General features: G+C 66.7%; 21 protein-coding genes. 12 read left to right on the top strand and 9 right to left on the bottom strand.

Annotation, left to right across the window (positions count from 1 at the left end; genetic code table 11):
• Positions 1-123: 123 nt before the first annotated feature.
• From C477_RS08605 to C477_RS08590, 4 genes are all read left to right on the top strand, one after another.
• A complete protein-coding gene (locus tag C477_RS08605; protein ID WP_008894082.1) occupies positions 124-1,323 on the top strand; it encodes a redox-regulated ATPase YchF in 1,200 nt (399 codons plus the stop codon).
• 322 nt (positions 1,324-1,645) lie between these two features.
• Positions 1,646-2,119 carry an Lrp/AsnC family transcriptional regulator gene (locus C477_RS08600; protein WP_008894081.1) on the top strand — a complete coding sequence of 158 codons (474 nt, stop codon included), beginning with the start codon at positions 1,646-1,648 and terminating at the stop codon, positions 2,117-2,119.
• Positions 2,116-2,451, top strand: coding sequence for a HalOD1 output domain-containing protein (locus tag C477_RS08595; protein ID WP_008894080.1), 336 nt, complete (start codon positions 2,116-2,118; stop codon positions 2,449-2,451). Before C477_RS08600 ends, C477_RS08595 begins: the two co-directional genes overlap by 4 nt.
• Positions 2,452-2,741: 290 nt before the next feature.
• On the top strand, positions 2,742-3,323 hold the full coding sequence (locus C477_RS08590) for a DUF7344 domain-containing protein (RefSeq protein WP_083870267.1): 582 nt from the start codon (positions 2,742-2,744) through the stop codon (positions 3,321-3,323).
• A gap of 24 nt (positions 3,324-3,347) precedes the next feature.
• Here the strand turns inward: C477_RS08590 and C477_RS08585 are convergent, their stop codons facing one another.
• Positions 3,348-3,572 carry a hypothetical protein gene (locus tag C477_RS08585; protein WP_008894078.1) on the bottom strand — a complete coding sequence of 75 codons (225 nt, stop codon included), beginning with the start codon at positions 3,570-3,572 and terminating at the stop codon, positions 3,348-3,350.
• A gap of 182 nt (positions 3,573-3,754) precedes the next feature.
• Here C477_RS08585 and C477_RS08580 point away from each other — a divergent pair, with 182 nt between their 5' ends.
• Positions 3,755-4,396, top strand: a complete 642-nt coding sequence (locus tag C477_RS08580; protein WP_008894077.1) for a hypothetical protein — start codon at positions 3,755-3,757, stop codon at positions 4,394-4,396.
• Positions 4,397-4,534: 138 nt separating this feature from the next.
• Here C477_RS08580 and C477_RS08575 read toward each other — a convergent pair whose 3' ends face one another.
• From C477_RS08575 to C477_RS08565, 3 genes are all read right to left on the bottom strand, one after another.
• Complete coding sequence (locus tag C477_RS08575) at positions 4,535-6,403, bottom strand: carbon starvation CstA family protein (RefSeq protein ID WP_049914436.1); 1,869 nt, start codon at positions 6,401-6,403, stop codon at positions 4,535-4,537.
• Between the two features lie 191 nt (positions 6,404-6,594).
• Positions 6,595-7,554, bottom strand: coding sequence for an ArsA family ATPase (locus C477_RS08570; protein ID WP_008894075.1), 960 nt, complete (start codon positions 7,552-7,554; stop codon positions 6,595-6,597).
• 4 nt (positions 7,555-7,558) lie between these two features.
• Positions 7,559-7,855: a hypothetical protein gene (locus C477_RS08565; RefSeq protein WP_008894074.1), complete on the bottom strand. Its 297-nt coding sequence runs from the start codon at positions 7,853-7,855 to the stop codon at positions 7,559-7,561.
• A 368-nt stretch (positions 7,856-8,223) separates the two neighbouring features.
• Here C477_RS08565 and C477_RS08560 point away from each other — a divergent pair, with 368 nt between their 5' ends.
• On the top strand, positions 8,224-9,483 hold the full coding sequence (locus C477_RS08560; RefSeq protein ID WP_008894073.1) for a CobW family GTP-binding protein: 1,260 nt from the start codon (positions 8,224-8,226) through the stop codon (positions 9,481-9,483).
• Here the strand turns inward: C477_RS08560 and C477_RS08555 are convergent, their stop codons facing one another.
• Complete coding sequence (locus tag C477_RS08555) at positions 9,484-9,891, bottom strand: hypothetical protein (RefSeq protein ID WP_008894072.1); 408 nt, start codon at positions 9,889-9,891, stop codon at positions 9,484-9,486.
• Positions 9,892-10,037: 146 nt separating this feature from the next.
• On the opposite strand from C477_RS08555, the gene C477_RS08550 reads away from it, so the two are divergent.
• Both C477_RS08550 and C477_RS08545 read left to right on the top strand, forming a co-directional pair.
• A complete protein-coding gene (locus C477_RS08550) occupies positions 10,038-10,265 on the top strand; it encodes a hypothetical protein (protein ID WP_008894071.1) in 228 nt (75 codons plus the stop codon).
• Positions 10,266-10,334: 69 nt separating this feature from the next.
• Positions 10,335-11,990 (top strand): spermidine synthase, encoded by a 1,656-nt coding sequence (locus C477_RS08545; protein ID WP_049914435.1) that lies wholly within the window; start codon positions 10,335-10,337, stop codon positions 11,988-11,990.
• Between the two features lie 11 nt (positions 11,991-12,001).
• Here the strand turns inward: C477_RS08545 and C477_RS08540 are convergent, their stop codons facing one another.
• From C477_RS08540 to C477_RS08530, 3 genes are all read right to left on the bottom strand, one after another.
• Positions 12,002-12,865 (bottom strand): SDR family oxidoreductase, encoded by an 864-nt coding sequence (locus C477_RS08540; RefSeq protein WP_008894069.1) that lies wholly within the window; start codon positions 12,863-12,865, stop codon positions 12,002-12,004.
• 70 nt (positions 12,866-12,935) lie between these two features.
• The gene (locus C477_RS08535) at positions 12,936-13,364 is read right to left on the bottom strand and encodes a universal stress protein (protein WP_008894068.1); all 429 of its coding nucleotides are present in this window, start codon (positions 13,362-13,364) and stop codon (positions 12,936-12,938) included.
• 164 nt (positions 13,365-13,528) lie between these two features.
• A complete protein-coding gene (locus C477_RS08530; protein WP_008894067.1) occupies positions 13,529-13,750 on the bottom strand; it encodes a hypothetical protein in 222 nt (73 codons plus the stop codon).
• Between the two features lie 128 nt (positions 13,751-13,878).
• Between C477_RS08530 and pdhA the strand changes: the two genes are divergently transcribed.
• The 4 genes from pdhA (at position 13,879) to C477_RS08510 (ending at position 17,546) form a co-directional block, all read left to right on the top strand.
• A complete protein-coding gene (gene pdhA / locus C477_RS08525; RefSeq protein ID WP_008894066.1) occupies positions 13,879-15,015 on the top strand; it encodes a pyruvate dehydrogenase (acetyl-transferring) E1 component subunit alpha in 1,137 nt (378 codons plus the stop codon).
• A 71-nt stretch (positions 15,016-15,086) separates the two neighbouring features.
• Entirely contained in the window at positions 15,087-15,602 is a 516-nt protein-coding gene (locus tag C477_RS08520; RefSeq protein ID WP_008894065.1) for a hypothetical protein, read from the top strand.
• 84 nt (positions 15,603-15,686) lie between these two features.
• On the top strand, positions 15,687-16,880 hold the full coding sequence (locus tag C477_RS08515; protein WP_008894064.1) for a CaiB/BaiF CoA transferase family protein: 1,194 nt from the start codon (positions 15,687-15,689) through the stop codon (positions 16,878-16,880).
• Positions 16,881-17,096: 216 nt separating this feature from the next.
• Positions 17,097-17,546 carry a CBS domain-containing protein gene (locus tag C477_RS08510; RefSeq protein ID WP_008894063.1) on the top strand — a complete coding sequence of 150 codons (450 nt, stop codon included), beginning with the start codon at positions 17,097-17,099 and terminating at the stop codon, positions 17,544-17,546.
• Positions 17,547-17,588: 42 nt separating this feature from the next.
• Here C477_RS08510 and C477_RS08505 read toward each other — a convergent pair whose 3' ends face one another.
• The gene (locus C477_RS08505; protein ID WP_008894062.1) at positions 17,589-18,107 is read right to left on the bottom strand and encodes a gamma carbonic anhydrase family protein; all 519 of its coding nucleotides are present in this window, start codon (positions 18,105-18,107) and stop codon (positions 17,589-17,591) included.
• Positions 18,108-18,267 lie beyond the last annotated feature (160 nt).

The raw sequence follows: 18,267 nt of genomic DNA, 5'->3' as shown, positions 1-18,267 counted from the left end.
GCCCCCACTGCGGTCGCCGCCTGTCTCGAGCGGAATCACGACCCTCTTCCGTGCCAGGAATCCGCATAACACACCCGGGCCGGAAGGAAAACCCGTTTAGTCACCCCGCTCCTCGGACGGATAATGAGTACGAGTTACCGGATCGGACTCGTCGGCAAACCCTCCGTCGGCAAGTCCTCCTTCTTCAATGCAGCCACGATGAACGACGTGCCCGAGGGCGCGTATCCGTTCACGACCATCGACCCCAGCGTGGGCGAGGCCTACGTCCGCGTCGACTGTGCGGCGCCCGAGTTCGACGAGGAGTGTACCCCCAACGTCGGCTACTGCGACCACGGGACCCGGTTCGTCCCGACGAAACTCGTCGACGTCGCCGGCCTCATCCCCGGCGCCCACGAGGGTGCGGGGCTGGGCAACCAGTTCCTCAGCGACCTGAACGAGACCGACGTGCTCGTCCACGTCGTCGACTTCTCGGGTCAGACCGACCTCGAGGGCGAACCCACCGAAGACCACGACCCCCGGAAGGACATCGCCTTCCTCGAGGAGGAACTCGACCAGTGGTATCTCGACGTCTTGGAGAAGGGAATCAACCGATACGAGTCTGGCTACACGACCGAGGACGACGCCATCGAGGAGGAACTCGCCGAGCAGATGAGCGCGTTCAAGACCAACGAGGACGAGATCAAGCGCCTGATTCGGCGGACGGACGTCGGCTTCAACCCCGCCGAGTGGGAGGACGAGGACAAACTCGAACTCGCGCGCGAGATCCGCACGGAAACCAAGCCGATGGTCATCGCGGCGAACAAGATGGACACGCCCGAGGCACAGGAAAACTACGAGGAGATCGCGAACGACCCCGAGTACGACCACCTGACGATCGTCCCCTGCAGCGCCCACGCCGAGAAGGCGCTGAAATCGGCCGACAAGGCCGACGTCGTCGACTACCGCCCCGGCGACGCCGACTTCGAGATCACGGGCGATATTTCGGGCGACCAGGAACAGGGCCTAGAGCAGATCCGGGACTTCCTCTCCGAGTACGGCGCGACGGGCGTCCAGGCGGCCCTCGAGACCGCGCTGTTCGACGTGCTCGGCGTCGTGCCGGTGTTCCCCGGCGGCGCGAACGGGCTGGGCAACGAGCGGGGCGAGGTGTTGCCTGACTGCTACCTGATCCCGCCGAACTCGACGGCCGAGGACTTCGCCTACAGCCTCCACTCCGACATCGGCGACGGCTTCCTGCACGCCATCGACTGCCGGACGAACCGCCAGCTCGGCAAGGACTACGAGGTCGAGTCCCGCGACGTGATCGAGGTCATCACGACGAACTGAGTGCCCGGTCGGCGCCTCGAGACGGTGCGATCCGCGTTTTGCTGTGAGACGAACGGGACACCGATGATTCGTGACGAGAGCCGTCTCCGTTCGGCGGCTCGCCGCGATCCGTTCGCGTCCGTCGCCAGCGGCCGGTAGCCCGGGGCCGCAACACGATATCTATCTTCACATTCGTTTTTACGGTACTGTATAGTTGCGAAGAATACAGTTCCACCCGTCGTATACTAGATATTTTCACCCTTCGGTTGCTGATTGTAAACCGTACCGTCGTATTTTGGGGAAAATATGATCCCAGGGGGCGAGTACTGCAAAATCGTGATTCATGGAGTTAGATGACGTCAACAAGGGGATTATATACGTACTCCAACACGACTCTCGGCAGATCACGACGCGCGAGATGGCGGATCGAATCGGCGTCTCGGCCAGTACGATTCGGAATCGCATCGAGCAACTGGAAGAGGAGGGCGTCATCCGGGGCTACTATCCGGAAATCGACTACGACAACGCGGGACTTCAGTTACACGTGCTCTTCGTCTGTAGCGCGCCCGGCGTCGAACGGAGCGCGCTCGCCGAGACGGCCAGAAGCGTAAGCGGAGTCGTGAGCGTGCAGGAGGTCCTCGACGGGACGGAGAACGTTCGGATCGAAGCCGTCGGGACGAATACCGACGACATCGCTCGCGTCGGCGACGAGTTGAGCGCGATCGGTCTCTCGATCACTAACTCAAAGGTGTTCAAGAGTTCGCACAGACAGCCGTTCGATCACTTCGGCGAACAACTCGTCGACGAACCGGAATGACGGGGGGAACGCCCGACGCCATCGAGACACTCGAGTACGAGCCGAAAACGGACACCTATCGGATCGCCTACGACGCGCGGACGACGCCGCCGAGCCTCGCCGTCGTCTCGGCGCTCGACTCCCTCTCCGACGGCGGATTCGACGCACCGCTGTACGACGTGATCGACCCCGATGCGCTCGACCGGCTTCTGTCGCCATCCGAGTCCGGCGAGACCGCGGATCGGCGCTCGGTTTCGTTCGCCGCTCGCGGGTTTCGAATCACCGTTTCCAGTCGCGGGTACCTCGAGGTGCGATCGGACCGCGACGGGGACGGCGCGGAGGGGTCCGAATGACCACCGACCGGTGGATGCGACGTCGATCCGCGACGACGCACTCCGTTCGAGTCGGGTGCCGACGCCGGTGGAGCGGACGTCCCGACCGTCCGAGAGACGGCGCGTGGCGTAGCGGAATCTCGTAGCGGATCGAGGTCGGACGGCACGGGTTCGTGAATCGTCGCGTTCCGTCGGACGATCGATTCGATCACCCCGACGGAGAATATCGCGAGAGATATCGTTATTGTCCCAACACTAACCTGATACAATAAAGTTTAGGTCGATCCGATTCGCCTACTCGAGTGAGCAGTATGTCAGTTACAGACCGCCCCGTGCATCCGCCGAACGCCTCCGCCAGCGATTCCGGTGAATCGGACACCGAAGCGTCCGCAGCCCTCTCCCCCGACGAAACGTTCCACATCCTCCAGACCTTCCGACGGCGGGAGTCGATCCGATACCTGCTGCAAGAAGACGGTCCCGTCAAGATGCGCGACGTCGCCGAACACGTCGCCGCGCGGGAACACGAGACGACCGTGGCCGAGCTCACCTCCGCGCAGCGCCAGCGCGTCTACATTCCGCTCTACCAGTCACACCTGCCGAAACTCGACACGGCCGGCGTCATCGAGTACGACAAGTCGCGCGGAATCGTGCGGCCGACCGAGCGACTCGAGTCGTTTCGCCCGTATCTCGAGGCGGCAGCGGCCCCGACGGACGCGGAGCCCGATCGAGCGGACCGCGAGGCGTCCCCGAACGGACAGCGCCGGTCCGTCGCAGCGCTCGGAGCGATCGTCGCCCTTCTGCTCGCGATCGCGGCGGAAGCGCTGCAGGTCTCCGGAGTGGTCTTCGGAGCCGTGATCGCCGCGCTCGTCCTCGTCGCGGTGGCAGTGTTCTGATCCGGACGCGACGCTGGGATCCGCTTACCGCCGCCAGATCACGCGCTGGGCCGCGTCGTTCAACCGGCTCGAGAGGTCGGCGATCCAACCGTCCGGCGACAGCGTTTTCAGTTCGGTCTCGTCGACCTCGATGCGGCCCTCCTCGTACGGGTTGCGGGCGGTCCGTTCGTCGTCGTCCCGGTCCTCGTTCGCGACGTCGACTGCGACTGACACCGAGCAGCGGCCGCACGCTTCGCGGTCGTTTGTCATGGTCGATTATCCGTAATAGGATCGCTCGACTCTTAAGTCCTGTTGGAGCGGCGGTTCGCGCGGACGGCGGTGCCGACGGACTTTTGGACGTGTCGTGCCATCGGGACGCATGGACAGCCCTCGAGTCGAGACGGCCGGTCTCGACCGGCAGCCGACACGCGACGCCCGATCCGGTGACCCACATGAGTGACAGCACGCGCGACCCCGACGAGGCCGAGTCGTTCGAGCCCGCGGCCGAGTCGACCGGTGACGCCGCTCTCGAGGCCATCCCCGACTGGGACGACGAGTACGTCGACCGGGTGAGCGACCGGCTGTTTCACAACTACGACCTCGAGAAGGACTACGCCGTCGAGGGCGAGCGGTTCACGCTGTACGGACGGATGGAACTGGTGAACAAGAAGCACTTCCTCCACCCCGCGCTCTCGCTGGCCGAACACGAGTCGACCGAACACCTGTTCGTCAGGCGCGTCGACAGCGTCGACGACCGCACGCTCGATCGGTTCGTCGACCTCGGCGAGCGGCTGGCCGACGAGTGGATCGAACCGGACGAGGAACACTTCTCGACGGAGTTTACCTTCGTCGCGGTCGCTCCGTCGATCCCCGACGAGATCCGCGACCGCGTCGCCGGATACGACGGCCGAACGCTGCTGAAGTGGGGGTATCACGGCCACTACGAGATCAATTTGGCCGTCGTCGCGCCCGATTGCGAGGAACTGGTCGCAAGCGAGAACGCCGACGCCGCGACCGCCTTCCGGCTCTGGGACCCGATCGAAACCGACGAACCGGGGCTTCTCGGATTGCTTTCCCGGCGGCTGCAGCTGTAGCCCCGGATTGCCGGCTGCCGTACGCGAGAGCGAAACAGCGAACGGAGAAACGGCGGCTCGAGTGCGCTTCTGCTGGTCTCGAGTCGCCGAAAAAGGAAGGTTCGGCGTCGAAATTGCCAGTCGCGGTCGCGATCGGATTCAGTCGTCGTCCGAGGTGACGTCGGCTGCGACCCCGCCGCCCGTGCGACGGGCCGTCCGCATGTTATCGTAGCCGATCTTGAACAGCGACAGCGCCAGCCCGATGAGGACCGCGATGATGGCGATCTGCACGACAGCCGACGCCTGGCCGAGCAGCGTCGTCTCGGCGTCGGCGGTGATGCCGAGCAGCCGACCGCCGAGGATCTGGTAGAGGCCGGTCCAGGTGAGGCCGATGACGGTGATAAAGCCCATCAGCGCCATCGGACCGCCCGTGGAGATCAGCTGCTTGGACTCGCTCCAGTTGGCCAGCCAGACGGTGCCGGTCAGCAGCGCCAGCGACGCCAGCAGCTGGTTCGCGCCGCCGAACAGCGTCCAGAGGTCCTCCCAGCGACCGCTGCCGAGCAGGAAGAACGCGACGAGCGCGATGATCGACGTGTTGACGTAGCGGTTGGCCGCGTACTCCTCGACGGGCGTCTCCGGCGTGCCGACGATCTCCTCTAACATGTATCGGCCCAGTCGGACGGCCGTATCCATGCTCGTCAGCAGGAAGCTCGCGAGCACGAGCGCCATAAAGGGCGCGGCGTACTCGAACGGAATGCCGAGCGCGGTGAGGATGGCGCCGCCGCCGGTCGCGAAGTTGGGCAACGCGAGTCCGATCCCGCCGCTACTGGCTGGAATCGCGACGACCGTCACCGCACAGAGCGCGACCGCCGCCAGGAGCCCCTCCGCGAGCATCCCGCCGTAGCCGATCAGTCTGGCGTCGGTCTCCTTGTTCAACTGTTTGGCCGTCGTCCCCGAGGACACCAGCGAGTGGAAGCCGCTGATCGTCCCGCACGCGATGGTCAGGAACAACAGCGGGAACAGCGGCATGAGCGGAAGCATCTCGGCGAGCGGACCACCCTGGCCGAGGAAGCCGTACCAGGCGCCCGTCGTGATGTCGAGCGTCAGTTGCGCGCCGGTCTCGGGGTGGACGGCGTCGGTCCCCATCCCGGTGATGAGCGTGCCGACGATGACCGCGAGCAGGCTCCCGCCGACCCCCGCGTACAGGAGGAACGACGAGAGGTAGTCGCGGGGCTGTAGCAGCATCCACACCGGCAGGACGCTGGCGGCGCCCCCGTAGACGAGCATCACCAGCACCCACGCGCCGATGTTCGCGCTCTCGAGCAGCGACGGGACGAAAAACGGCGTCGACTCGAACAGCACGGTCGTCCCGGCGGGGTAGTCGCCGGGGACGATCGCGAGCGGGTACTGGATGCCGACCCAGACCGACGCGAAGACGCCGCCGACGAAGACGATCGTCCCGACCGAGAACGGGAGGTTCAGCTGGTAGAGCCAGACCCCGAAGACGAACGCGAGCGTGACGTACAGCAGGCTCGCGGTCGCCGCCGACGGGTAGGCGTTCAGCACGACGCCGATGACCAGCGCGAACACCGCGACGACGAGAATCGTCAGCAGGAACGCGAACCACAGCAGCATGTCCTTGCCGCGCTCCCCGACGTACTCGCCGATGATGTAGCCGATCGACTTCCCCTCGTGTCGGAGACTGCTCGACAGCGAGACGAAGTCGTGTACCGCACCCAACAGCGGATTACCGATCGCGACCCACAGCACGGCCGGGACCCAACCCCAGACCAGCGCGGCCGTAATCGGGCCGACGACGGGCGCGCCGCCCGCGATACTCGAGTAGTGATGCCCCAGTAGTACCGGCTTCTTCGCCGGAACGTACTCCTGACCGTCTTGGTACTTGTGTGCCGGCGTCTCTCGACTGTCGTCTAACCCCACGAACTGCGAGAGATACCGTCCGTACGCGACGTACGAGACGGAAAACGTCACCAGCACCAGTGCCACGATCCATATTACACCTGCCATGGTACCCTCTCTCTAGCCCGGGAGGTACGGGAAGAACATAAATATAATTCATTGTGGATCGCGGTAGGTCTGTGTATTATGACAGGTCGACCCCGTAACGACCGGATAACGGAACGCTCCGGTTCGGGAGGCGTTCTATCAGCGTCGATAACGGAACGGTAAGCGCAGCGGCCGAATACGACCGGGCGCCGTCACTCGGTATCGACGGCGATCTCGAGTTCGCTCGCGACGTCCTCGAGCAGGCTCCCGCGCACTTCCTCGACGCGCGTCTCGATCGTCGCCACGACGGGCGGTTCGAACTCGCGTTCGATCCGCTCGAGGCGGTCGCGCTCGGTTTCGACGCGCTCGCGGAGATACCGGGCGCCACGGCCCTCCTCGCGGGGTTCCGGCTCGGGCGTCAGCCGGTTGACGACCAGTCCGCGCACCGGCAGGTCGGCCTCGGCTAACGTCTCGAGCGAGCGGGCCGTCTCCCGGATCGAGAGTTCGTCCGGGTTCATCACCAGGTAGAAGGCGGCGTCCTCGCGCAACACCTCGCCGGCGAACTCGAAGCGCTCCTTGCGTTCCTGCAGGCGCGCGAGGATCGGATCGCCCTCCATTACGCGGCGGGGTTCCTGGTTCCCGATCGCGGCCTTCTCGTAGAGGTCGATGCTGCGCTCGCGTTTGTCCATCAGCCGGTCGATCCAGCGCTCGAGCAGGTCCGGCAGCGCGAGCAGTCGCAGCGTCGAACCGGTCGGCGAGGTGTCGAAGACGACTCGATCGTAGTCGTCGGCCGTGCGCATCACCTCGACGAAGCGGTCGAACAGCGCGGCCTCGTAGGCCCCCGGCGTCTGGTGGGCCATCTCGAGTTGCAGTTCGACCTCGTTGACCATCGCCGCCGAGAGCTGGGCGTTCAGTTGCCGGCGCAGTTCCTGGAGGTGATCCTGAACCTCCCGTTCGGGGTCGATCTCCATCGCCGAGAGCCCGTCGTACCCCTCGACGGGACGCGGGTCGTCGCCGAACTCCTGGTCGAAGACGTCGGCCGTGCTGTGGGCCGGGTCCGTCGAGACCACGAGCGTCTCTAGCCCCGCGTCGATACACTCGAGCGCGTAGGCGCTCGAGACGGTCGTCTTGCCGACGCCGCCCTTGCCGCCGAAGAACGTGAAGGTCGTCATTGGCTCAGAAGTGATACTGGTGGCCCTTGCGCTCGACGACGGACTGGCGGTCCCACATGCGGCGCTCCCAGGCCTCGTACTCGTCCTCGAGGTAGGGCAGCAGTTCGGCCGTGTAGTAGGAGACGGGACTGGGAATCCCGAACGCGTCGGGGAAGCAGGCGAGCATGAACGCGTCCTCCGTGTCCTCGGCTTCGGCCTCGATCTTCTCGTAGGCGGGGTGGGTGAACATCCCGTGGTAGAGCCCGCGGAGCCACTCTTCGACGGTGGCCCGGAACGCGGCGATCCGCTCGGCGAGTGTCATCGTCGGTCATGCTCGGGCCCGGAGACAAAAAGCTGTCGCGGCGGGCGATCGCGCGGGAACGAGACCGGGCTGACGCACCCCGTCCGCCGGGGACGCGACAGCAATGTATTTCGTCAGGTGAATGTCTGCCAAACAATTACGTGGATCGGCGTGAAACGACAGATCGCGCGTTGCCCGCTCCGACGGAGTCACGGCTCTTCGGTCACTGCGCCGTGAAAACGGGAGCGGGTGGTGTGTCTTACTGCGACGCAGCTCCCGTAATAAACGGTGCAACTGAACGCTAATAATGGCATCGAATCGAGATGAATCGGCGGAATCGAACGGCGCCGATACGACGGTTCTTGGCCCTCGAGGCACAATGACACCCTATGAACTCGGATTCGAACGCCGCTCCCGTCACCGTGCTCTCGGGGGGACTCGGCGCGGGGAAGACGACGCTGCTGAACCACCTCCTGCGAACGGTGGACGACCGCGACCTGGCCGTGCTCGTCAACGACATGGGCGACGTGAACGTCGACGCCGAACTCGTCGCCGAGGGGTCGGACCTCGACGTCGAGGGCGGCGTCGCCGAGCTCTCGAACGGCTGTATCTGCTGTGAGCTGCAGGACGACCTCGAGACGGCGGTCGTCCGACTGGCCCGCGAGCGCGAGTTCGACCACCTGCTCGTCGAGGCTTCGGGGATCTCCGAGCCGGAACCGGTCGCGCGGCTCTTTACGACCAGTTCGCGGGTCGCCGCCAGCTACGACCTCGACGCGCTCGTGACCGTCCTCGACACCCGGCTCTTCCTCGATACCTTCGCCGGCGATGAGATTCCGAAGCGCCAGGGTCAGCGGGAGTCGGCTGGCGACGGCGACACGCGCCCCCTCTCGGACCTGCTGATCGAGCAACTCGAGGTCGCGAACCTCGTCGTGCTCAACAAGACCGATCTCTGCGAGCCCGCGGAACTCGAGGAGGCCGAGGCGCTCGTCCGGGCGCTCCGGCCCGAGGCCGAGACGATCCGGACAGAATTCAGCGCGGTCGATCCCGACCGCCTCCTCGGCGTGGGGCTGTTCGATCCCGGCCGGACGGCGGAGGCGGCGGGCTGGCAGCGCGCGCTGGACGACGACCGCGGACACGGCGGGCACGACGCCGACCGCGATCGCGACGCCGAAGATGGCAACCACGACCACGACCACCGACATCCCGACGAGGTCTACGGCGTCGACTCGTTCGTCTACCGAGCGCACCGCCCCTTCCACCCCGAGCGGTTCGCCGAGGTGCTGCGCGGCCTTCCCGACGGCATCGTGCGCTCGAAGGGCGTCGCGTGGATCGCCGGCCGGGACGTCAAAATCGACGTCGCGCAGGCGGGCCCGTCCGTCCGCGCGAGCGTTCGCGGGCCCTGGATCGCCGCGCTCCCCGAGGTCCGCCGCGACCTGTACCGCTCGAACCGGCCCGATCTGGAGTGGCACGACGAGCACGGCGACCGCCGGACGGAACTGGTCTTCATCGGCACCGACACGCGGGAAGCGCGGCTCCGGTCGGCCCTCGAGGACTGTCTGGTCACCGACGAGGAGTGGGAGCGAGCGGACGCCCTCGAGAATCCGTTCCCGGACGAGGAGAAGGAAGCGGTCGCGCTGCGCGAGCCCTGATTAACCGAACGCGTCCACGAGCGCCTCGAGCAGCCGCGAGCACTCGCCCTTCCGCTTCCAGGCGGCGATCCGGTCGCCGAAGGGCAGCGGGGCCGACAGCGAGACCGACGAGCGGACCGCGACCCGAGTACCGTCGTCGGCGCCCTCGAGTTCGATCCACGTTTCCATGCGGGAGAACGGGCCCTGCTCGCCCTCCTGCGTGTAGTAGATCGCGCCGTCTCGGTCCTCGAACCGCAGCGGGAGGGCCATCCCGGGGCCGCCGGCGAGGACGACCACCGCGTCGTCCCGGTCCTCGACCGCCTCGACGTCGAAACTCCCCTCGGCGCGGACGATCGTCGGCGGATCGAGCCACTCCGAGAGCTCCGCGGGCGTCGCGTCGACGACTCGAGAGACCGTCACCTCGCGCATACCCGCCACGTTCGCGCCGACTGGGATAAATGCTGGTGACGGCGGCCGGGGCGGCGCCGCGGTGACCGTTCTGCCGGGCAGGCGCCGGTCGACGACGGGCCTCGCCGGAGGAAACGACTAAGTGAGCGTCGCCCCCGTGTTCGGGCATGTCCGCCGGCTCCGACGACGAGCGGAACGGGTTCGAGGAGGGCCTCGAGTCCTCCCGCGGCGATCCGCGCGTGCTGCTCGCGTTGAACGCCGTGCTGTCGACGCTGTTCGCCGTGCTGATCGTCTGGGGGGCGTCGATCGTGGGATCCCTCGAGTTCGGCCCCGCGACGGTCGTCCCCGCCGCGATCGGGCTGTTCGTGCTCGCCCTCGTGATGACGCGGCCCTGAGCGCGACGACTCCCGCGGGTCGCCGTCGAGGCGACAAGTTCTCGTCGTCGGGCCCCAATGTCGAAACGAATGACTGCGCGGACCGCGCTCTCTTATCGACCCGCGAACCCCGAACTCGCCGTCTTCGTCTCGGGAATCACGAGCATGGGGATCGAAGTTCTCGCCCTCCGGATCGTCGCGCCGCAGTTCGGGAGCCACATCTACACCGTCGGCGGCATCATGACGGTCTGTCTCGCGGCCCTGAGCCTGGGCTACTGGCAGGGCGGCAAGCGAGCGACCGACGCGACCAACCGGGAGATGACCTGGCTGTTGCTCGGGACGGCGGTCTACATGGCGGTCGTCATCTACGCCAGCGACATGCTGTTGAGCCAGACCGCCGCGCTGGCGTTGCCGGCGCGGTACGCCGCCCTCCCGTCCTCGATCATCCTGTTCGGCCCGCCGACTTACCTACTCGGTTTCATCAGCCCCTACGCGGCCGAACTCTCCAGAAAGGAGGGCACCGGCGAAGCGTCGGGGCACGTCTACGCGCTGGGGACGATCGGCAGCATCCTCGGCTCGGCCGCGACGACGTTCGTCCTCATTCCCGCGCTGACCGTCGACACCATCGGCCTCGTCTTCGGCATCACCCTCGTCGCGACGGCGGTGGCCATCGAGGCGCCCTCGCTGCCCCAGAAGCCGACCTTCGCGAGCGTCGGCATCGCGGTCCTGCTCGTCGTCGCGACCGGCGCCGGGCCGATCGCGCTCGACCACCGCGGCGACGTCGTCTACCACACTCAGACCGCCTACCAGGAACTCGAGGTCGTCGACGACGGCGACGTTCGGACGATGTACTTAGACGGCGCCCGCCACAGCGCGATGGACCTAGAGGAACCCGAGCGCCACGTCTTCGAGTACACGAAGTACTTCCACCTGCCGATGCTGCTGACCGACGACGTCGAGGACGTCGATAACGTGCTGTTCATCGGCGGAGGCGGGTACACCGGGCCGAAGGACTTCGAGCGGCGCTACGACGTCAACGTCGACGTCGTCGAGATCGACCCGCAGGTGACCGACACCGCCGAGGAGTACTTCGGCCTCGAGCACGGCGAGAACATGACGAGCCACACCATCGACGGCAAGCAGTACCTCCAGAACACCGACGAGACCTACGACGTGATCGTCCTCGACGCCTACAAGAAGGATCAGGTCCCCTTCCACCTGACCACCGTCGAGTTCATGGAACTCGCCTCCGATCGGCTGGCCGACGACGGGGTCTTCCACGCCAACGTCATCGCCGCGCCGAGCGGCGCCGCCGGCGAGTTCTACCGCGCCCAGTGGAAGACGATGGACGAGGCCTTCGGCGGCACGTACGCGTTCCGGACCTCGAACACGAACGAGATCCAGAACATCGAAATCGCGGCGACTAACGCCGAGACCGACTTCTCCGAGGCCGACCTCGCCGAGCGAAACGACGAGCGCGACCTCGGCATCGACCTCGCCGAGGAGATCGACCACTACATGGACGAGCCGGACACCTCGGACGCGCCCGTCCTCCGGGACGACCGCGGCGAGGTCGACAGCCTGCTCGATCCGATGCTCGGCCAGCGCTACGTCATCGAGGAGACCGAGGACAACTCGAGCGCCGGCGGCGACGGCGGCGAGCCGGCCGCACCCGCAGTCGCGCTCGGTACGGCCCCGCTCGTCGTCGCGGCCGCTCCGAAGAAGCGAACGCCGGTCGAACGGTAACTACCCGTTCCTCACTCCGGCCGCTGGTAGTCCGGATCGAACAGCTGCGCCGAACCGGGCTCCGGATTGCCCTCGGTGAGGTTGTACCGCGAGAAGTCCTCGAGTCCCGCCTCGCGCAACAGTTCTTCGTCGTAGACAGCGTTCCCGGTGAACGAGGCCGGATCCCGGGAGAGCATCTCGAGGACCGCATCGGCGACGATCTCCGGAGTACGCCAGTCGTCTTCGGTCCCCATCCCGAAGTGTCGGGTCGCGCGCGTATCGATCGCCGTGACAGGCCAGAAGGCGTTACAGCCGACGTCGTCGGCCGCGAGTTCGCTCGCCATCGAGAGCGTGAGGAAGGTCATGCCGAGTTTCGACCACGCGTACGGTGCCAGATCCGGCGCGCGATCGATCGTCACCGGCGGCGCGTTCGCGAGCAGCCACGAGTCGTCGGCCTCCCGGAGGTGGTCCGCGAACGCCCGCGAGACGAGATACGTTCCCCGCACGTTGACGTCGGTCAGGAGGTCGAACCGCTTCGGCGGGAGCTCCGCGACGGCCGCGAACTGGATCGCGCTCGCGTTGTTGATGACGATGTCGACGGTTCCGAACTCGTCGATGGCCCGCTCCGCGGCCGCCTCGACGGCCGCCTCGTCGCGGACGTCCAACTGAATCGGCAGCGCCTCGACGCCGCGCTCCCGCACCTCGCGGGCCGTCCGTTCGATCGTTCCCTCGAGGTCGCTCTCCGCGTAGTCCTCGTCCTCCTCGCTCGTTTTGCCGGTCGAGACGATATTGCAGCCCTGTTCGGCCAGCGCGAGCGCGATCGCCTTGCCGATGCCGCGGGTCGTGCCCGTGATAAACGCCGTCTTGCCGGAGAGATCGGGTCGCTCGAGAGCCATGTGCTACCGTCTCCCGAGCGCGTGATAAATCCCGGCGACGGTCCGGGTCCCGGTCGGTTCGGGCGGCCACTCACTCCCCTCGTTGGCCGCCGGTGACGACGACCGGGCGGTCGCTGGTCAGGATCACCGACTGCGTGAGGCTCCCGAAGACAGCCTTTCCGACGGGCGATCGCTTCCGGCCGCCGAGGACGATGGCGTCGGCGTCGCGCTCGTCGGCCGCCTCGAGGACGTCGTCCGCCTCGATCTCGCCGCTGCCCTCGAGGACGGTGACGTCGACGCCGGCCTCCTCGAGGCGCTCCCGCGCGCGCCGGACGGACGCGACCCGCGAGGCGGACTTGTAGCGTTCGATCTCCTCCGGGAGGTCCTCGTTCTCGTCGGTGAAGACGAACAGGATCGAGACCTCGACGGACGCGGCGGCGTCGGGGAGCGACGCGACGTACTCGGCCTGCGCGATCGCTCGGCTCTCGTTCGTGTCGACGGGCATCAGAACGCGGTACATGGATGATTATTCATTCGGCTAATTGATAAAACCGACTTCACCCGTCGCGGGTCCGGAAGCGTTCCGGCGCCGAGCGACCGCTCCGTGATCGAATCAGCCGCTAAAAACGATGGTCGCTGGATGGTCGCCCGTCGAGCAGTGGACGGACGCGAATCGATCGCGACTTACTCCTCGTCCTCGTCTTCGTCGGCTTCCGCCTCGCTTTCCTCCGCTTCGTCGGCCTCCTCCTCACCTTCGACCTCAATCTCCGCCTCGACCTCGATCGTTAGTCCGTCCGTCTCGAACTCGCCCTCGAACTCGCGGCGATCCTCGGCCTCGAGTTCGAGTTCCTCGCTGTCGACTTCGACCTCTACCTCGACATCGACGGTGACGTCGGAATCGTCCATACCCATCCCTTCGTTCGAGACACCTAAAGTGGTGTCGCGGATTTTCGCCGCCAGAAATCGTCGGGGTCGGCGGCGGCGCGGCCGCGCCGCGGGATATCGTTATGTGGCCGGAGACAGAGGCTCGAGGTATGGCAGGAGACGCCGTAGAGCGCGCCGTTCTCGAGCGGGAACCCGACGACCGGATCCGGATCCTCGACACCGACGGGACGATCGTCGCGCCGGAACTGGAACCGGACCTCGCCGACGAGACGCTGCGGTCGATGTACCGGGATATGCGCTTCTCCCGGCGGTTCGACGAGCGGATGATCAGCCTCCAGCGGCAGGGTCGGCTGGGAACCTACGCCTCGCTCGCGGGTCAGGAGGGCTCGCAGATCGGCTCGACGTACGCGCTCGCGGACGACGACATGCTCTCCTTTCAGTACCGGGAACACGGGGCCGTCGTCTCGCGGGACCTCCCGTGGGAGTACCTGCTGTACTGGATGGGCCACGAGGACGGCAACGCGGCCCTGGCCGAGATCGACGTCTTCCCGCTGAACATCTCGATCGGCGGCCACCTCCCCCACGCGGTCGGCTGGTCGTGGGCCGCGAAGCTGAACGGCGACGAACGCGCGAGCGTCGTCCACTTCGGCGACGGGGCCACGTCGGAGGGCGATTTCCACGAGGCGATGAACTTCGCTGGCGTCTTCGACACCCCGACGATCTTCTTCTGTAACAACAACCAGTGGGCCATCTCGATCGCGCGGGAGAACCAGACCGCGAGCGCCACCATCGCCCAGAAGGCCGGCGCCTACGGGTTCGAGGGCGTGCAGGTCGACGGGATGGATCCGCTGGCGAGTTACGTCGTCACGCGGGCCGCGCGGGAGACGGCGCTCGACGCTCGTTCCGGCGACGACGGCCGGCCGCGGCCGACGCTGATCGAGGCCGTCCAGTACCGCTACGGCGCGCACACGACCGCCGACGATCCCTCGGCCTACCGCGACGAGGCCGAAGTCGAGCGCTGGCGCGAGCGAGATCCCATCGACCGATTCGAGACCTACCTCCGGAACCGCGGTGTCCTCGACGACGACGGGATCGAGACGATCGAGTCCGAGATCGAGGCCACCCTTGAGGAGCTGGTCGACCGCGCCGAATCCGCCGAGGCCGACCCGCGCAACATCTTCGAGCACGCGTACGACGAGTTGACGCCGCGCCTCGAGGAACAGCGCGAGGAACTCGAGACCCTCCGCGAACGACACGGCGACGGTGAATTACTCGATTACGAGTGAGTATCGGACCATAAAGCCGGAACTGAGACAGGACAACGGCTACCGGGACGTCGTCCCCATCCGCGAGTACCATGCAACTCGAGCAGCCGGCGCAGGTCGAGCAATCGACGCAGGAATCGGCCTGGACCGGGACGGTCCCCAGCGCGGTCGACGTACGGATCCTCGTCCTCGTCGTCGCGGTGGGCGGACTGGCCGCGTCAGTGAACATCCCCTACGGCGGCGTGCCGACGGCCCTCACCGCGTTCGCCGTGCTGGTCGGCGGCGGCGTCGGCGCCCACGTGCTCGGCGAGCGGCGACTTCGGCGGATCACCGACGGCCTCGTCGAGCGGTGGGTCGACGCCGGCGCCCACATCGAGGACGTCACCCGGTCGTCCGACGGCATGCGAACCGAGTGGACGGTCCACACCCCCGACGGCGAGATCCGTATCGGCGGCCTCGCGCTGGTCCCGATCAGCCGCTTCTCGGTCGAGTGGCAGGGCGTCGGCGACACCATGGACGCGAGCGAAGCGGAGGAGAACCTCGACGCCCTCGCGAAGGGGCTCTACGCTGAGTTCTTCGACATCGGCTCAGCGACCCAACGGTCGTAGTTCGGTTCGCGGCTCGCGACCTCGTTTTCGGCTCTCGTGCGCGACGACCCATACGGTAAACTATCGGGGCGACGAGGACACCGTATGCGACTCGATGGCGTTCGCGTGCTCGACTGCTCGCGGCTGCTGCCCGGCCCCTACGCGACGCAGTTGCTGGCCGACTGCGGCGCCGAGGTGGTGAAGGTGGAGGACACCGGCGCCGGCGACTACGCTCGAGCGATGGAACCCGACACGGCCGACGGCGTCGGCGCGATTTTCGAGATGGTCAACCGCGGCAAGCGCAGCGTCGCGATCGACCTGAAAACCGACGGCGGACGGGCGGCGTTCTACCGACTCGTCGAGGACGCCGACGTCGTCCTCGAGGGGTTCCGACCGGGCGTGGCCGACCGGCTGGGGATCGACTACGAGACGCTCACCGAGTACAACGACGAACTGGTCTACTGCTCGCTCACCGGCTACGGCCAGGACGGCCCGTGGGCGGATCGGGTCGGCCACGACCTGAACTACGTCGCGCTGGCCGGCCTGCTCGATCTGACGCGGGAGTCACTCGGGGAGAAACCGCAGGTCCCCGGTTACCCGATCGGCGACATGGCCGGCGGGCTGTTCGCCGCGTTCGCCATCGTCGGGGCGTTGCTCTCGAGAGAACTGGGAAACGCCGGCGGCGAGTACGTCGACGTCGCGATGGCCGACGTCGTCGCCTCGTTCGCCCAGCCGGTCGCCTACCAGGCCGCGACCGGCGACCCCGCCGAGCCGCGACCCGGCGAGACGCCGCTGACGGGCGCCTATCCGTGGTACGACTGCTACGAGACCGCCGACGGGAACTGGGTGACGCTCGCGGCCCTCGAACCGGGGTTCTGGCGGGCGTTCTGCGAGGCCGTCGACCGGGACGACCTCGCCGACGAGCACGGGACGGATGATCCGGCCGTGCGCACCGCCCTCGAGCCCGAACTCCGCGATCTCTTCCGCGAACGAACCCGCGACGAGTGGGAGGCGGCCCTCGAGGGCGTCGACGCGGCGTTCGCCGGCGTCTACTCGCCCACCGAGATGCTCGAGCACCCCCAGTTCCAGGCGCGAGATCTCGTCGAGCGTCCGGACGGCGCCCCGCCGCGGATCGGATTTCCGGCCCGGTTCGACGACGAAACCGCAGCGACGGCGAAGCGTGCGGAACTCGACGAGCGCGTCCCGACGCAGGGAGAACACACGCGCCGGTATCTCGTCGAGGCGGGCTATAGCGGCGCGGAGATCGATGCGCTCTACGATGCCGGCGCCGTCCGGTGAGCCGGGACCGACGGGGGAATCGGACCGGACGGCGAGACGAGTCCCCGCTCTCGGTCGGGCATCGTAACAAGTGAGGTATATAGTAATATGTGCCCATATATTTCCATATTGTCCAATTATTGGGCAATTTAGATCGCATAGGAATACAATACTAGGAAATACCGTGCATATATGCGAAGTGGTTATGTAGCGGGTCGTGGTAGCGACGCGTAAGCGATGATCGACGTTCCACTCGAACGCGTACTGACTCGGTCCGGTCGAACGATCCAGCCCGAAGCGCCAGTCACCGAGGCCGCGGAACGACTCCGCGATCCGGACGTACCGGCGCTCGTCGTCCTCGAGGACGAGACCGTCGTCGGAATCGTCACCGAATCGGATATCGTCGCCTTCGTCGCCGAGACGCTCGAACCGCACTCGGTCGGGGCGGTCATGTCGTCGCCGGTCACCACGATCTCGCGACACGAATCGCTGGTCGCCGCCGCGGAAACGATGCGTGCCGACGGCGTGAAACACCTCCCGGTCGTCAGCGACGGTGCCTACTACGGCCTCGTCTCCGCGTCGACGCTCGCGCCGTACCTCTCGCGGCGCCGACTCGAGATCGACCGGGAGGACGACCCGATTCGCATCGACGCCGAGGACGGACGGGAAATCCCGGCCGGCGAGTAACGGGCCCTCGCCGCCGACTCGTCCGGACCGTCTGCGGCGCGCTCAGTCGAACAGTTCCTCGTGGCGGCCGGCCAGGTTCGTGTACTCGCCCGACGAGAACTCCTCGAAGATCGCCTCGGCGTCGACGCCCGTCTCCTCGAGCGGCGTGATCTTGGCGGGAACGCCGCGGGCGAACGACTCGGGCGGGATGTCGTACTCGTCGGGGATCACTGTCCCGGCAGCGACGACGCTCCCCGCGCCGACGGTCGACTCCGTGTTGACCGTCGCGTTGAATCCGATCAGCGTTCCCTCCTCGACGGTCGCCTCGTTGAGCACCGCGCCATGACCGATCATGACGCGGTCCGCGAGTGTCGAAGCGTGAATCGTCGCATTGTCGCCGATGTGGGCCTGTTCGCCGACGCGAACGGGTCCGATATCGCCCCTGAGGACGACGCCCGGCCAGACGCTCGCCTCGGCGTCGATCCGGACGTCGCCGACCAGCGTCGCCTCCCGGCTCACCGCCGCCGCGTCGTCGACCGTCGGTTGCGTCCCCTCGAACGCGTAGGTTCGACTGTCCACCATGGTGAACGGACCACGAAGGCCCTCATAATTCTCAATGGCCCCCACACTGACACTCAGTTTCGCGTGACGGTTGCTGGAACGCAGAGCCACCCATTGGCAAGCGAGTTGTGGTATTATTCACCACTAGACCCCATTCAGTGGTTTACAAGCCCGTCACTTA

It is taken from the genome of Haloterrigena salina JCM 13891 (assembly GCF_000337495.1).
Classification (GTDB): domain Archaea; phylum Halobacteriota; class Halobacteria; order Halobacteriales; family Natrialbaceae; genus Haloterrigena; species Haloterrigena salina.
Note: the sequence above shows the minus strand (reverse complement) of the source record. Positions and strands in the feature narration are given on the sequence as shown.

What these genes read in the sequence shown, in the direction of transcription:
- C477_RS08530 (WP_008894067.1), bottom strand. Translation starts at nt 13,750, where the DNA reads ATGGACGATTCCGACGTCACCGTCGATGTCGAGGTAGAGGTCGAAGTC.
- C477_RS08560 (WP_008894073.1), top strand. Translation starts at nt 8,224, where the DNA reads ATGAACTCGGATTCGAACGCCGCTCCCGTCACCGTGCTCTCGGGGGGA.
- C477_RS08535 (WP_008894068.1), bottom strand. Translation starts at nt 13,364, where the DNA reads ATGTACCGCGTTCTGATGCCCGTCGACACGAACGAGAGCCGAGCGATC.
- C477_RS08545 (WP_049914435.1), top strand. Translation starts at nt 10,335, where the DNA reads ATGACTGCGCGGACCGCGCTCTCTTATCGACCCGCGAACCCCGAACTC.
- C477_RS08595 (WP_008894080.1), top strand. Translation starts at nt 2,116, where the DNA reads ATGACGGGGGGAACGCCCGACGCCATCGAGACACTCGAGTACGAGCCG.
- C477_RS08540 (WP_008894069.1), bottom strand. Translation starts at nt 12,865, where the DNA reads ATGGCTCTCGAGCGACCCGATCTCTCCGGCAAGACGGCGTTTATCACG.
- C477_RS08505 (WP_008894062.1), bottom strand. Translation starts at nt 18,107, where the DNA reads ATGGTGGACAGTCGAACCTACGCGTTCGAGGGGACGCAACCGACGGTC.
- C477_RS08580 (WP_008894077.1), top strand. Translation starts at nt 3,755, where the DNA reads ATGAGTGACAGCACGCGCGACCCCGACGAGGCCGAGTCGTTCGAGCCC.
- C477_RS08565 (WP_008894074.1), bottom strand. Translation starts at nt 7,855, where the DNA reads ATGACACTCGCCGAGCGGATCGCCGCGTTCCGGGCCACCGTCGAAGAG.
- C477_RS08555 (WP_008894072.1), bottom strand. Translation starts at nt 9,891, where the DNA reads ATGCGCGAGGTGACGGTCTCTCGAGTCGTCGACGCGACGCCCGCGGAG.
- C477_RS08600 (WP_008894081.1), top strand. Translation starts at nt 1,646, where the DNA reads ATGGAGTTAGATGACGTCAACAAGGGGATTATATACGTACTCCAACAC.
- C477_RS08585 (WP_008894078.1), bottom strand. Translation starts at nt 3,572, where the DNA reads ATGACAAACGACCGCGAAGCGTGCGGCCGCTGCTCGGTGTCAGTCGCA.
- C477_RS08570 (WP_008894075.1), bottom strand. Translation starts at nt 7,554, where the DNA reads ATGACGACCTTCACGTTCTTCGGCGGCAAGGGCGGCGTCGGCAAGACG.
- C477_RS08510 (WP_008894063.1), top strand. Translation starts at nt 17,097, where the DNA reads ATGATCGACGTTCCACTCGAACGCGTACTGACTCGGTCCGGTCGAACG.
- C477_RS08520 (WP_008894065.1), top strand. Translation starts at nt 15,087, where the DNA reads ATGCAACTCGAGCAGCCGGCGCAGGTCGAGCAATCGACGCAGGAATCG.
- C477_RS08575 (WP_049914436.1), bottom strand. Translation starts at nt 6,403, where the DNA reads ATGGCAGGTGTAATATGGATCGTGGCACTGGTGCTGGTGACGTTTTCC.
- C477_RS08550 (WP_008894071.1), top strand. Translation starts at nt 10,038, where the DNA reads ATGTCCGCCGGCTCCGACGACGAGCGGAACGGGTTCGAGGAGGGCCTC.
- pdhA (WP_008894066.1), top strand. Translation starts at nt 13,879, where the DNA reads ATGGCAGGAGACGCCGTAGAGCGCGCCGTTCTCGAGCGGGAACCCGAC.
- C477_RS08605 (WP_008894082.1), top strand. Translation starts at nt 124, where the DNA reads ATGAGTACGAGTTACCGGATCGGACTCGTCGGCAAACCCTCCGTCGGC.
- C477_RS08515 (WP_008894064.1), top strand. Translation starts at nt 15,687, where the DNA reads ATGCGACTCGATGGCGTTCGCGTGCTCGACTGCTCGCGGCTGCTGCCC.
- C477_RS08590 (WP_083870267.1), top strand. Translation starts at nt 2,742, where the DNA reads ATGTCAGTTACAGACCGCCCCGTGCATCCGCCGAACGCCTCCGCCAGC.